This window comes from Geodermatophilus sp. SYSU D00879, assembly GCF_054050375.1.
Map to the genome: position 1 here is coordinate 1 of NZ_JBJGZF010000025.1, position 12,327 is coordinate 12,327.

The following is a 12,327-nucleotide window of genomic DNA, read 5'->3' on the forward strand; positions in this document are numbered from 1 at the left end:
CGACGACCCCGAGCTGCAGCCATAAAACGCCCCCCTCCGCAAGCACGCAACCCCCCCCGGCACCTGAACGCGGCACCGCCCGCGACCCGGGGCGGGGACGCGGGCGGTGCGCTGCGGAGGGGGGTCAGCCGACGTGGACGGCGACGTCGCCGGCCGGCAGGTCCTCCTTGGTGGCCTTGATGAGCACCGCGGCCACCAGCGCGCCGACGACGAGCAGCGCGGCCGCCCAGGTGAAGGCGGTGGTGTAGCCCTCCACCTGGCCCTGCAGGCCGACCGCCGGGTCCCGCGGGTCGGCGCCCGAGGTCAGCGCGTCCGCGGAGTAGGCGCTGATCGCGCCCACCGACAGCGAGGCCAGGACGGCGGTGCCGATCGAGGCGCCGACCTGCTGGGTGGCGTTGAGCATCGCGCTCGCCGCCCCCGCGTCGTGCTCGCCGGCGCCGACCAGCGCGAGGTTGGACAGCGGCACGAAGGTGAAGCCCAGGCCCAGGCCGAGCAGCAGCTGGCCGGGGAAGGGCAGCTCCCAGAAGCCCGTGTCCAGGCCGACGAACGACAGCGTGAACAGCCCGCCCGCGGCGAGCAGGCCGCCGAGCACCATGAGCGGCTTCGGGCCGACCCGCGGCACCAGCGCACTGGCCGCGCCGGCCGAGATGAACACGCCCAGCGTCGTCGGCAGCGAGGCGACGCCCGCGACGACCGGCTCGTAGCCGAGCACCTGCTGGAAGTACAGGCTCAGGAAGAAGAACGCCCCGATGAGCCCGGCACCGACCAGCGTCGAGGTGAGGTAGGCGCCGCCGCGGTTGCGGTCGAGCACGATGCGCATCGGCAGCAGCGGGTTGCGGGTGCGCAGCTCCAGCAGCACGAACAGCGCCACCAGCACGAGGCCCGCGACGATGAACACCCACGCCAGGCCGTCGGCCCAGCCGCTCTCGGGTGACACCAGCGTGGTGCCGCCCTGCGCGGCGGCCTGGGCGTTGGCGGCCGCGGCCTCGGCGGCGTTGGTCTGCGACGCCTCGGCCACCCGGGTGAAGCCGTAGACGATCGAGGCCAGGCCGAGGGTGACCAGCACGGCACCGGGGATGTCGTACTTGGTGTCCCCGGGCGCCCGGCTCTCCGGGACGATCGGGATCGCCAGGACGACGGCGAGCAGCGCGACCGGCAGGTTCACCCAGAAGCACCAGCGCCAGTCGGCGTACTCGGTCAGGACGCCGCCGAGCAGCAGGCCCACCGCCGACCCGCCGCCGGCGATCGCGCCGTAGACGCCGAACGCCTTGGCGCGCTCCTTCGGGTCGGTGAACAGCACGGTCAGCAGCGCGAGGGAGGCCGGCGCCAGCAGCGCGCCGAAGACGCCCTGCAGCGCGCGGGCGCCGAACAGCATCGCCTCGTTCTGCGCGATGCCGCCGAGCGCCGAGGCGATGGCGAAGCCGGCCGCGCCGACCAGGTAGGTGCGCTTGCGGCCCCAGAAGTCGGCGATGCGGCCGCCGAGGAGCAGGAAGCCGCCGAAGGTGAGGGTGTAGGCGGTGACGATCCACTGCTGGGTCGCGGCCGAGATGCCGAGGTCGGCCGACACCGCCGGCAGCGCGATGTTGACGATCGTGGCGTCGAGGATGACCAGCAGGACGGTCATCGCGATGACGCCGAGGGCGAGCCAGCGCTTCTCGTAGGGCGCCGCGCCCGGGGTGTCCGGCGCGGCGGCAGGGGTGGACGACGGGTGGGTCATGGGGTCCTCAGGGAGTCGTGAGAGGGGGCCGAGGTCGTCGGCCGAGGGAGCAACCTAGCCCCCTGCGACCATGGGGTCGTGTCCGTCTCGCTGGTGGTGACCGCCGACACGCACCTCCCGAAGCGGGCCCGTGACCTGCCTCATTCCCTGTGGGCGGCCATCGAGGCCGCCGATCTCGTCGTGCACGCCGGCGACTGGGTCGACGTCGCCCTGCTCGACGCCCTCGAGTCCCGCGCCCGGGCCCTGCTCGCGGTGTACGGCAACAACGACCACGGGCCCCTGCGCGAGCGGCTGCCGGAGGTGGCGCGCGCCGAGGTGGGCGGGCTGCGGGTCGCCGTCGTCCACGAGACCGGTGACGCCAGGGGCCGCGAGCGCCGCTGCGCCGCGCGCTTCCCGGACACCGACGTCCTGTTCTTCGGCCACAGCCACATCCCGTGGGACACCACCACCGACACCGGGCTCCGGCTGGTCAACCCCGGCTCGCCCACCGACCGGCGCCGGCAGCCGCACGGCACCTTCGTCACCGCGGTCGCCGACGGCGGGGCGCTCACCGAGGTGGTCTTCCACCCGGTCGCCCGGTGACGGCCCTCCCGCCGGCGTCCCCTCCCGCAGCCCGCTGGCGCCACCTCGCCGTCGGCCTGACCGGGCTGGTCGCCGCCTGCGCGGCGCAGAACGGGATGCCCTTCCTCACCCTCGCGCTGCGGGAGGAGGGGCTGACGCTGCCGCAGGCCGGCCTGCTGGTCGCCGCGCCCACCGCCGGCCTGGTGTGCGCGCTGCTGCTCTGGGGCGTGCTGGCCGACCGGTACGGCGAGCGGCTGGTGCTCTCCGCCGGGCTCGCGGTCGCCGCCGGAGCGCTGACCGGCGCCGCGCTGGCCGACGCCGCCGTGCCCACCGGCCTGTGGCTGCTGCTGGCCGGGGCCGGCAGCGCGTCGGTGCACGCGGCCAGCGGCCGGCTGGTGCTCGGCTGGTTCCCGCCGGAGCAGCGCGGGCTGGCGATGGGCGTCCGGCAGGCCGGGCAGCCGCTGGGCGTGGGCCTCGCCGCGCTGACGCTGCCGCGGCTGGCCACCGACGGCCCCGGCGGCGCCTTCGCGTTCCTCGCCGCCGGCTGCGCGGTCACCGCCGTCCTCGTCGGCCTGCTCGTCCGCGACCCGGCCCGGCCCCCGCGCACCGACGGCACACCTCGGCCGGCCTCGCCCTACCGCAACCCGGTGCTGTGGCGGGTCCACGCGGCCAGCACCCTGCTCGTCGTGCCGCAGTTCGCCGTCGCCGGGCTGGCCTTCGACTGGCTGGTGCGCGGCGCCGGCTGGAGTGCCGCCGGCGCCGGGACGCTGCTGGCGGTCACGCAGGCCGGCGGGGTCGCCGCGCGGCTCGGCGCGGGAACGTGGTCGGACCGGGTGGGCAGCCGGCTCGGGCCGCTGCGGCAGGTCGCGGGGGCGGTGGCCGTCGTCGTCGGGCTGCTCGCCGTCGTCGCGGCCCTGACGCCGGACCTCCTCGGGCCGGGGGCCGCCGCGGCGGCGGTGGCGCTGGCCGCGGTCGCCACGGTGAGCCCGAACGGGGTGGCGTTCACCTCGGTGGCCGAGCAGGCCGGCAGCGCCTGGGCCGGGCGCGCGCTGGGCGCGCACAACACCGCGCAGAACCTGGCGGCCGCGCTGACCGTCCCGCTCGCGGCGCTGCTCGCCGACGGCGGACCCGGCTACCCGGCCGCGTTCGCGCTCGGTGCGGCCGCCGCCGCGGCCGCCGTCGCCGTGGTGCCCGCCCGCACGGCCGAGCCGGCGCCGCCGCCGGTCCCGGCGGGTGCGCCGTGAGCCGGTGGCGGCCCTGGCCGCCGCGGGCGGTGGCGGTGCTGGCCTGTCCCGTCTGCGGCGCGGAGCTGGCCGCGCTCCCCGGCGACGCCGGCCTGCGCTGCCCGGCCGGCCACTCCTTCGACCGCGCCCGGCAGGGCCACGTGACGCTGCTGCCGCCGGGCCACACGCCCCCGACCGGGGACACCGCGGCCATGGTCGCCGACCGCGCGGAGGTGCTCGCCGCCGGCACCTACGCCGGGCTCACCCGGGTCCTGGCCGCCGCCGTCGCCGCGGGGGAGGGGCCGGTCGACGCCGTCCTCGACCTCGGCGGGGGGACCGGGCACCACCTGGCGGGCGTGCTGGACGCGCTACCCGGCGCCGTCGGCGTGGTGCTCGACTCCTCGCGGTACGCCGCCCGGCGCGCGGCCGGTGCCTCCCCGCGGGCGCTCGCCGTCGTCGCCGACACCTGGGCCCGGCTGCCGGTCCGCGACGCCGCCGTCGACCGGGCGATGGTGGTGTTCGCCCCGCGCAACGGCCCGGAGACCGCGCGGGTGCTGCGCCCCGGCGGCCGGCTGGTGGTCGCCACCCCGGCACCCGAGCACCTCGCCGAGCTGGTCGGCCCGCTGGGGCTGCTGCGGGTGGACCCGGAGAAGGAGGCCCGGCTGTCCGCGGCCCTGGAGCCGCACCTCGTGCCGGCCGGGCGCGTGCGGCACCGGGAGGAGCTCGAGCTCGACCGCCGCACCGTGACCACCGTCGTGGGGATGGGGCCGCACGCCCGGCACCTGACTCCCGAACGGCTGGCCGCCGCGGTCGCCGCCCTGCCGGAGCGGGTGCGGGTGACCCTCGCCGTCGACGTCACCACCTGGACGCCGCCCGCACACGCAGGAGGGGCCCGGCCGTGACGGCCGGGCCCCTCCTGGGCGACTGGGCGCAGGGCTCCCGAGGCGCCGGGAGTCCCCGCGGGTCAGACGCGCGTGCGGGTGCGTCCGCGGGTGGCGAAGACGTAGACCAGCAGCACGACGATCGCACCGAGGATCGAACCGATGATCCCGGCGGTGCCGAGCTCGAAGCCGTTGCCGCTGATCAGGCTGCCGAGCAGGTTCCCGACGAAGGAACCGATGATGCCGAGGACGATCGTCATCCCGACGCTCATCGACTGCTTGCCGGGGACGACGGCCCGTGCGATGAAGCCGGCGATGGCGCCGACCACGATGAGCACGATGATGTTCCAGAGAAGCTCCACTGTGGGGACCTCCTGAGGGGCTGGCCGGAGTGGCCGAGGCGCTGGGATCTCCAGGCTCGGACGGTCCTGTTCCCCTGGTGAGCAGCGCGGAAACCCGTCTTGATCATGACGTGACCTGGACGCCGTCCCCGGCGGCGCCGTGAGCACCGGCGCGCCTCCCCGGTCGGGCCCGACGGGCCCGACGCCCTCGGTCTAAGCTGCGCTCGTGACGATCGCGCCTGCACCGATCGTGAGCCGGCCCAGTCCGGCTCGCGAGGTCCAGCGGGGTGCGCGGCTCTCGAACCTGCTGCGGACCACGGACCACAAGACCATCGGCCTGATGTACATGGCCACCTCGTTCGCCTGGTTCATCGTGGGTGGCTTCATGGCCATGCTGATCCGCGGTGAGCTGGGACAGCCCGGGCTGCAGTTCCTGTCGCCCGAGCAGTACAACCAGCTCGTCACGATGCACGGCACGATCATGCTGCTGATGTTCGCGACGCCGTTGTTCTTCGCGTTCTCGAACCTCATCATGCCGCTGCAGATCGGCTCGCCGGACGTCGCCTTCCCGCGGCTGAACGCCTTCTCGTTCTGGCTGTTCTTCTTCGGCAGCCTCATCGCGGTCTCGGGCTTCTTCACGCCCAGCGGCGCGGCCGACTTCGGCTGGTACGCCTACGCCCCGCTGTCCGACGCCGTCCACTCCCCGGGCCCCGGCGCCAACCTGTGGTTCTCCGGCCTCGCGGTCAGCGGCCTCGGCACCATCCTCGGCGCGGTCAACTTCACCGCCACGATCGCCTGCCTCCGGGCGCCGGGCATGACCATGTTCCGGATGCCGATCTTCACCTGGAACACGCTGGTCACCAGCCTGCTGGTGCTGCTGGCCTTCCCGATCCTCACCGCGGCGATCTTCGGCATGCTGGCCGACCGCAACCTCGGCGCCCTCGTCTACTCGGACGAGAACGGCGGCCCGATGCTGTGGCAGCACCTGTTCTGGTTCTTCGGCCACCCCGAGGTCTACATCATCGCGCTGCCGTTCTTCGGCATCATCACCGAGATCATCCCGGTGTTCTCCCGCAAGCCGCTGTTCGGCTACAAGGGCATGGTCGGGGCCACGCTGCTCATCGGCGGCCTCTCGCTCACCGTGTGGGCGCACCACATGTACGCGACCGGCGCGGTGCTGCTGCCGTTCTTCGCGTTCCTGACCTACCTCATCGCCGTGCCGACCGGCATCAAGTTCTTCAACTGGATCGGCACCATGTGGCGCGGCCAGCTGACGTTCGAGACGCCGATGCTGTTCTCCATCGGCTTCCTGGTGACGTTCCTCCTGGGCGGCCTGACCGGCGTGCTGCTGGCCAGCCCGCCGCTGGACTGGCACGTCAACGACAGCTACTTCGTCGTCGCGCACTTCCACTACGTCGTCTTCGGCACCGTGGTGTTCGCCGCCTACGCCGGCATCTACTTCTGGTTCCCGAAGATGTCGGGCCGGATGATGGACGAGCGGCTGGGCAAGCTGCACTTCTGGCTGGTGTTCATCGGCTTCCACGCGACGTTCCTGGTCCAGCACTGGCTGGGCACCGAGGGCATGCCGCGCCGGTACGTCGACTACCTGCCCACCGACGGGTTCACCACCCTGCACGTGATCTCCACGATCGGGTCGTTCGTCCTGGGCGCCTCGACCATCCCGTGGCTGTACAACGTGGTGAAGTCGTGGAAGTACGGCCGGCTCGCGCTGCGCGACGACCCCTGGGGTCACGGCAACTCGCTGGAGTGGGCGACGTCCTCGCCGCCGCCGCGGCACAACTTCACCGAGATCCCGCGGATCCGGTCGGAGCGTCCGGCGTTCGAGGCGCACTACCCGCACCTGGTGGAGCGGCTGCACGCCGAGGCGCACGTCGGCAAGCGGCACCAGCCCTACGCCGGGGTCAGCGAGCTCGCCGAGGGCACCGGCCCGCGTCAGGGCCCGAACGACCCCGACCCCTTCTAGAAGGACCCCGCTGCCCCCCACCCCTCGCAGGCTCGGGGTGGGGCCCAGGAGCGGGGCCACCCGCAAGGCGCACCGCGTCACGACGACGCCCCGTCGGCTCCGGCCGGCGGGGCGTCGCCTCGTCTCCGGGGCCACCGCCCGGAGCCGCCGGGGGAGTGCGGCACGATGGCCGCCGTGCCGCTCGACCCCGCACCCCGCACGCGCCCGCAGGCCGCCCCCGACGGGCCCCGCGCGGTCCTCACGGTCACCGGCGCCGACCGGCCCGGCGTGACCGCCCGGCTCTTCGGGGCCCTCGCCTCCGGCGACCAGGGGCTGCCGCCGGTCGAGGTCGTCGACGTCGAGCAGGTCGTCGTGCACGGCCAGCTCGTCCTCGGGGTGGTCATCGGCGCCCGGCCGGCCGACGGCGCGGTGGACGAGGCCGGTTTCCTCGCCTGCCTGGGCCGGCTGGCCACCGAGGTCGCCCGCGCCACCGGGCTCCGGGTCGCGGTGGAGACCGCCTCGGACCGCGGCGCCGGCAGCACGCCCACCGGACGGCCGCACCACGTGATCCTGCTCGGCCGGCCCGTGCCGCCCTCCGCGGTCGCCGGCGCGGCCACCGCCATCGCGGGCGTCGGCGGCAACATCGACGCGATCCGGCGGCTGTCGGACCACCCGGTCACGTCCCTCGAGCTGACCGTCTCCGGCGCCGGGGCCACCGAGCTGCGCACCGCGCTGGCCGCCGTCGCCGCCGCCACCGGCGCCGACATCGCCGTCGAGCAGGTCGGGCTCGCCCGGCGCAGCAAGCGGCTGATCGTCCTCGACGTCGACTCCACGCTGGTGCGGGGCGAGGTCATCGACGAGCTGGCCGCCCGCGCCGGGCGCGCGGCCGAGGTCGCCCGGATCACCGCGGCGGCCATGAACGGGGAGCTGGACTTCGCCGAGTCGCTGCGGGCCCGGGTCGCCACGCTGGCGGGCCTGCCGGTCGAGGTGCTCGACGAGGTGCGGGAGCACCTGGAGCTCACCCCGGGCGCCCGCACGCTCATCCGCACGCTGCAGCGGCTCGGGTTCCGCTGCGGCATCGTCAGCGGCGGCTTCAGCCAGATCACCGACCCGCTGGCCGCCGCGCTCGGCCTCGACTTCGCCGCGGCCAACACCCTCGAGGTCGCCGACGGGAGGCTCACCGGCGGCCTGGTGGGCGAGATCGTCGACCGGGCGGGCAAGGCCCGGGCGCTGGCCCGGTTCGCCGCCGAGCACGGCATCCCGCTGGAGCAGACGGTCGCGGTCGGCGACGGCGCCAACGACCTCGACATGCTCAACGCCGCCGGGCTCGGCATCGCGTTCAACGCCAAGCCGGTGGTGCGCGAGCAGGCGCACACCGCGCTCAACCAGCCCTACCTCGACGCCGTCCTGCAGGTGCTCGGCTTCACCCGCGACGAGGTGATGGACGCGCTCTGACATCGCCGTCCTACCGGAGGGCACCGCGGCCAGGTGCCCGCGAGGACCCTGGTGCCCCCCACGCCTTCGGGCCCGCCACCGGGCACGACCACCCGCAGGGGCGGCTCACCTCGGGGGCGGGGTCAGGGGTGGGTGACCGCGCCCTCGAGCTCGACGCCGGCGGTGCGCAGCTGGTCCAGCGCCGCCTCGGTCGAGGCCTCGGACACCCCCGCGGTGAGGTCGAGCAGCACGCGGGTCGCGAAGCCGGCCGCGACGGCGTCCAGCGCGGTGGCCCGCACGCAGTGGTCGGTCGCGATCCCGACGACGTCGACGGCGTCCACGCCCCGCTCGCGCAGCCAGTCCGCCAGCGGCACGCCGTCGGCCCGCCCCTCGAAGCCGGAGTAGGCCGCCGCGTAGTGGCCCTTGTCGAAGACGGCGTCGAGCGGCCCGCGGTCCAGCGACGGGTGCAGCTCGAGCCCGCTCGTGCCGGCGACGCAGTGCGCCGGCCAGGTCTCCAGGTAGTCGGGCTGCTCGTGGAAGTGGTCGCCCGGGTCGACGTGGTGGTCGCGGGTGGCGACCACGTACGCGTAGTCCGCGGACCTCACGTGCTCGGTGATGGCCGCCGCCACCGCCGCACCCCCGGCCACCGCCAGGCTGCCGCCCTCGCAGAAGTCGTTCTGCACGTCCACCACCAGCAGTGCGCGCGTCACTGCGGGACCTCCGTTCACGCCGTCACCGTCTCCAGTGCGGGTTCCCCACGGGAGAGCGCCCATGCCTCCTGCGGCAGGGCCTCGCGCGCCCGGCGGTGGTGCGCGGCCGCCGCCTCGAGCGCGTCGGCCGGCGACGACGGCGCCACCGGCTCGCCGCCGCGGACCAGCTCCACCACCAGCCGCCGGTCGCCGTCGCGCGGCTCGACCGGCCCGCTGCTGACCACCTCGGCGGTCGCCGTCCCGTCGGGGTCGTGCCGGCGGACGGCGGCCTTGCGGCCGCCGGTGGAGTTCTTGCCCTCCGAGCGCTTGGCCACCGGCACGCCGTCGCGCTGGACCAGCTTGTAGACCATGCCGGCGGTCGGCGCGCCCGACCCGGTGACCAGCGAGGTGCCGACGCCGTAGCCGTCGACCGGCGCGGCCATGAGCCCGGCGATCGCGTACTCGTCGAGGTCGCTGGTGACGATGATCCGCGTCTTCGTGGCGCCGAGGTCGTCGAGCTGGCGGCGGGCGGCGGTGGCCAGCGTCGGCAGGTCGCCGGAGTCCAGCCGGATGGCGCCGAGCTCCGGCCCGGCCACCTCGACCGCCGTCCGGATGCCCTGGGCGACGTCGTAGGTGTCCACCAGCAGCGTGGTGCCGACGCCCAGGGTGTCCACCTGCGCGCGGAAGGCGGCGGCCTCGTCGTCGTGCAGGAGGGTGAAGGCGTGCGCGCTGGTGCCCGTCGTCGGCACCCCGTACCGGCGGCCGGCCTCCAGGTTGGAGCTGGCGGTGAAGCCGACCAGGTACGCCGCCCGGGCCGCGGCGACCGCGGCCTGCTCGTGGGTGCGCCGCGAGCCCATCTCGATGCACGGCCGCTCGCAGGCCGCCCCCACCATGCGGGCCGCGGCCGAGGCGATCGCGCTGTCGTGGTTGAGCACGGAGAGGACGAGGGTCTCCAGCAGCACGCCCCCGGCGAAGGGTGCGCGCACGGTGAGCACCGGGGAGCCGGGGAAGAACAGCTCGCCCTCGGCGTAGCCGTCGACGTCGCCGGAGAAGCGGAAGTCGGCCAGCCAGTCCAGCAGCCGCGCGTCGGTCAGGCCCTGCTCGCGGAGGGTGGCCAGCTCCTCGTCGCCGAAGCGGAAGGAGGGCAGCAGCTCCAGGAGCCGGCCGGTGCCGGCGACCACGCCGTAGCGGCGGCCGTGCGGGAGGCGCCGGGCGAAGACCTCGAAGACGCAGTCCCGGTCGGCGGTGCCGTCGGCCAGGGCGGCGGCGACCATGGTCAGCTCGTACCGGTCGGTGAGCAGGGCGGTACCCGTCGGCATGATCCGAACCCTAGGTCGACCGCCGCGACCGCACCCGGGGGAGCGGGGGAGGGACCGTCCTAGAGTGGTCGGGTGGCCGGACCACTCGCGCCGACACGGACGCCCGAATCCACGGTCGAGGAGACCGCCGACCTCGACCGGCCCTGGGTCACCATCGTCTGGAACGACCCGGTGAACCTCATGACCTACGTCACCCACGTGCTGCGGGAGCTGTTCGGCTACGACGAGCCGACGGCGACCACGCTCATGCTGCAGGTGCACAACGACGGCAAGGCGGTGGTCAGCTCCGGGCCGCGCGAGCGGATGGAGCACGACACCAGCCGGCTGCACGCCTACGGCCTGTGGGCCACCTACCAGCAGGACGCATGAGGCCGTTCCGCCGCAAGGGGTCCGACGTCGTCGCGCGGCTCGAGCCGGCCGAGGCCGGCGTCCTCGGGCTGCTGCTCGACCAGCTCGAGCAGCTGCTGGGCGCCGACCCCGAGGACGTCGACGGCGACCCGGTGGTCGCCCGGCTGCTGCCGGCCGGGCACCGCACCGACCCGGAGATCGCCGCCGACTACCGCGAGCTGACCGAGTCGGCGCTGCGCGCGGGCAAGACCGACGACCTGGCCGCGGTCCGGGCCACCCTCCCCGCCGACGGCGGCGAGGTGCGGCTGGACCGGGACCAGGCCGGCGCGTGGCTGCGCACCACCAACGACCTGCGGCTGGCGCTGGGCGAGCGGATCGGGATCACCGAGGAGACCGAGCCGCCCGAGGACCCGGCGGGGGAGGAGGGCCAGCAGCTGGCCGTCTACTACTGGCTCACCGGGCTGCAGGGCTCGCTCGTCGACGCGGTCGCCGCCGGGCGCGGCGCCCGAAGGTGAGCAGCACCAGCGTCGCCAGCAGCAGGTCCAGCACGAAGAAGACCAGCACCAGGCTGGGCAGCTCCAGCTCGCGGACGGCCGCCCCGACGGTGGAGACGAGCGTGACCGCCGACAGGGCGAGCACCAGCAGGAGCACCAGCACCCGCAGCGCGACGAGCAGCACCAGCGACAGGCGGTCGGCGGCGACGTCGCTGCTGTAGTGCCCGCTGCGCAGGGTCAGCCCCCGGAGCCCGAGCCACAGGGTCGGCAGCGCGACGGCGACCACGCCGGCCGCCATGATCAGCTCGAGCACCACGGGTCCGCACCGTATCCGGTCGGTGACGACCGGGTGTCCTGCCCCGGTCGGGCGAGGGTCCTCCGGTGCCCGCGGTGCCGCTCCCGGGCGCCGCCTAGACTGGGGGCGTGCTGCGCATCGACCGCGCGACCTACGACGCCATCGTGGCCCACGCCCGGGAGGACCACCCGGACGAGGCCTGTGGCGTCGTCGCCGGGCCCGAGGGCAGCGACCGTCCCGAGCGGTTCATCCCGATGCTCAACGCCGCCCGCTCGCCGACGTTCTACGAGTTCGACTCGGCGGACCTGCTGCGCCTGTACCGGGAGATGGACGACCGGGACGAGGAGCCGGTGGTGATCTACCACTCGCACACCGCCACCGAGGCGCACCCCTCGCGGACGGACATCGCGTACGCGTCCGAGCCGAACGCCCACTACGTGCTCGTCTCGACCCGCCACCACGGCCGGGAGACCGGCCTGGCCGGGGACGACGTCGAGTTCCGCAGCTTCCGGATCGTCGACGGCGAGGTGAGCGAGGAGGACGTCGAGGTCGTCGAGTCCTACCTGTTCGGCCACTCGCCGACCACCGTCGTCTACGACTGAGGAAGGACCCCGTCCTCCTGCCCCTCGCGAGCCGGGGCGGTGCCCTGGACGGGGCCTGCCGCGGAATGACCCGCGGCGAGCGGGCGTTGCCCGCACCGACACGCGCTCGCGTCGAGCGCTCCCGCACGTCCCCCACCCTCCCGAGGAGAACCGCACGCCATGGCCATCGAGGTCCGGATCCCGACCATCCTGCGCACCCACACCGGCGGCAACAAGACCGTCGAGGGCAGCGGGGACACCCTCGGCGCGCTCGTCGACGACCTCGACGCCAAGCACCCCGGCCTCAAGGGCCGCCTGGTGACCGAGGAGGGCAAGCTGCACCGCTTCGTCAACGTCTACGTCAACGACGAGGACGTGCGGTTCACCGGCGCCCTCGACACCTCGGTCAAGGACGGCGACTCGGTCACGATCCTCCCGGCGGTCGCCGGCGGCTGCTGAGGCCGCCCCGTCCCCTCCCGTC

At 74.9% G+C, this 12,327-nt stretch carries 14 protein-coding genes; 9 read left to right on the forward strand and 5 right to left on the reverse strand.

What is annotated here, in order from left to right; all coding sequences use genetic code 11:
- Nucleotides 1-124 precede the first annotated feature (124 nt).
- Nucleotides 125-1,717 carry an MFS transporter gene (locus ACI79B_RS21490; RefSeq protein WP_456926031.1) on the reverse strand — a complete coding sequence of 531 codons (1,593 nt, stop codon included), beginning with the start codon at nucleotides 1,715-1,717 and terminating at the stop codon, nucleotides 125-127.
- Nucleotides 1,718-1,795: 78 nt separating this feature from the next.
- Between ACI79B_RS21490 and ACI79B_RS21495 the strand changes: the two genes are divergently transcribed.
- From ACI79B_RS21495 to ACI79B_RS21505, 3 genes are read left to right on the forward strand one after another with little or no spacing between them, the layout of a single operon-like run.
- Complete coding sequence (locus ACI79B_RS21495) at nucleotides 1,796-2,299, forward strand: metallophosphoesterase family protein (RefSeq protein ID WP_456926030.1); 504 nt, start codon at nucleotides 1,796-1,798, stop codon at nucleotides 2,297-2,299.
- Nucleotides 2,296-3,522 carry an MFS transporter gene (locus tag ACI79B_RS21500; RefSeq protein ID WP_456926029.1) on the forward strand — a complete coding sequence of 409 codons (1,227 nt, stop codon included), beginning with the start codon at nucleotides 2,296-2,298 and terminating at the stop codon, nucleotides 3,520-3,522. The genes ACI79B_RS21495 and ACI79B_RS21500 overlap by 4 nt, the downstream gene beginning before the upstream one ends.
- A gap of 29 nt (nucleotides 3,523-3,551) precedes the next feature.
- Nucleotides 3,552-4,403, forward strand: coding sequence for a putative RNA methyltransferase (locus tag ACI79B_RS21505; RefSeq protein WP_456926481.1), 852 nt, complete (start codon nucleotides 3,552-3,554; stop codon nucleotides 4,401-4,403).
- A 62-nt stretch (nucleotides 4,404-4,465) separates the two neighbouring features.
- Here the strand turns inward: ACI79B_RS21505 and ACI79B_RS21510 are convergent, their stop codons facing one another.
- Nucleotides 4,466-4,744: a GlsB/YeaQ/YmgE family stress response membrane protein gene (locus ACI79B_RS21510; RefSeq protein ID WP_456926028.1), complete on the reverse strand. Its 279-nt coding sequence runs from the start codon at nucleotides 4,742-4,744 to the stop codon at nucleotides 4,466-4,468.
- 205 nt (nucleotides 4,745-4,949) lie between these two features.
- On the opposite strand from ACI79B_RS21510, the gene ctaD reads away from it, so the two are divergent.
- Together ctaD and serB are read left to right on the forward strand one after the other, a co-directional pair.
- Nucleotides 4,950-6,707: an aa3-type cytochrome oxidase subunit I gene (gene ctaD, locus ACI79B_RS21515; RefSeq protein WP_456926027.1), complete on the forward strand. Its 1,758-nt coding sequence runs from the start codon at nucleotides 4,950-4,952 to the stop codon at nucleotides 6,705-6,707.
- 165 nt (nucleotides 6,708-6,872) lie between these two features.
- Nucleotides 6,873-8,141, forward strand: coding sequence for a phosphoserine phosphatase SerB (serB, locus tag ACI79B_RS21520; protein ID WP_456926026.1), 1,269 nt, complete (start codon nucleotides 6,873-6,875; stop codon nucleotides 8,139-8,141).
- 122 nt (nucleotides 8,142-8,263) lie between these two features.
- On the opposite strand, the gene ACI79B_RS21525 is transcribed toward serB, so the two are convergent.
- Both ACI79B_RS21525 and ACI79B_RS21530 read right to left on the reverse strand, forming a co-directional pair.
- Entirely contained in the window at nucleotides 8,264-8,830 is a 567-nt protein-coding gene (locus ACI79B_RS21525) for an isochorismatase family protein (RefSeq protein WP_456926025.1), read from the reverse strand.
- 14 nt (nucleotides 8,831-8,844) lie between these two features.
- Entirely contained in the window at nucleotides 8,845-10,128 is a 1,284-nt protein-coding gene (locus tag ACI79B_RS21530) for a nicotinate phosphoribosyltransferase (RefSeq protein ID WP_456926024.1), read from the reverse strand.
- A 72-nt stretch (nucleotides 10,129-10,200) separates the two neighbouring features.
- On the opposite strand from ACI79B_RS21530, the gene clpS reads away from it, so the two are divergent.
- Together clpS and ACI79B_RS21540 are read left to right on the forward strand one after the other, a co-directional pair.
- Nucleotides 10,201-10,497, forward strand: coding sequence for an ATP-dependent Clp protease adapter ClpS (clpS, locus tag ACI79B_RS21535; RefSeq protein ID WP_456926023.1), 297 nt, complete (start codon nucleotides 10,201-10,203; stop codon nucleotides 10,495-10,497).
- Nucleotides 10,494-10,991: a DUF2017 family protein gene (locus ACI79B_RS21540; RefSeq protein ID WP_456926022.1), complete on the forward strand. Its 498-nt coding sequence runs from the start codon at nucleotides 10,494-10,496 to the stop codon at nucleotides 10,989-10,991. Before clpS ends, ACI79B_RS21540 begins: the two co-directional genes overlap by 4 nt.
- Here the strand turns inward: ACI79B_RS21540 and ACI79B_RS21545 are convergent.
- Complete coding sequence (locus ACI79B_RS21545) at nucleotides 10,930-11,286, reverse strand: hypothetical protein (protein ID WP_456926021.1); 357 nt, start codon at nucleotides 11,284-11,286, stop codon at nucleotides 10,930-10,932. The two genes, ACI79B_RS21540 and ACI79B_RS21545, sit on opposite strands and share 62 nt — an antisense overlap.
- 107 nt (nucleotides 11,287-11,393) lie before the next feature.
- Here ACI79B_RS21545 and ACI79B_RS21550 point away from each other — a divergent pair, with 107 nt between their 5' ends.
- Nucleotides 11,394-11,867: a Mov34/MPN/PAD-1 family protein gene (locus ACI79B_RS21550; RefSeq protein ID WP_456926020.1), complete on the forward strand. Its 474-nt coding sequence runs from the start codon at nucleotides 11,394-11,396 to the stop codon at nucleotides 11,865-11,867.
- 159 nt (nucleotides 11,868-12,026) lie between these two features.
- Nucleotides 12,027-12,305 carry a ubiquitin-like small modifier protein 1 gene (locus ACI79B_RS21555; RefSeq protein WP_456926019.1) on the forward strand — a complete coding sequence of 93 codons (279 nt, stop codon included), beginning with the start codon at nucleotides 12,027-12,029 and terminating at the stop codon, nucleotides 12,303-12,305.
- The last annotated feature ends 22 nt before the right edge of the window (nucleotides 12,306-12,327 follow it).

Excerpts from the sequence above, each read along its gene's own strand:
- ACI79B_RS21490 (WP_456926031.1), bottom strand. The coding sequence starts at position 1,717 with ATGACCCACCCGTCGTCCACCCCTGCCGCCGCGCCGGACACCCCGGGC.
- serB (WP_456926026.1), top strand. The coding sequence starts at position 6,873 with ATGGCCGCCGTGCCGCTCGACCCCGCACCCCGCACGCGCCCGCAGGCC.
- ACI79B_RS21530 (WP_456926024.1), bottom strand. The coding sequence starts at position 10,128 with ATGCCGACGGGTACCGCCCTGCTCACCGACCGGTACGAGCTGACCATG.
- ACI79B_RS21540 (WP_456926022.1), top strand. The coding sequence starts at position 10,494 with ATGAGGCCGTTCCGCCGCAAGGGGTCCGACGTCGTCGCGCGGCTCGAG.
- ACI79B_RS21555 (WP_456926019.1), top strand. The coding sequence starts at position 12,027 with ATGGCCATCGAGGTCCGGATCCCGACCATCCTGCGCACCCACACCGGC.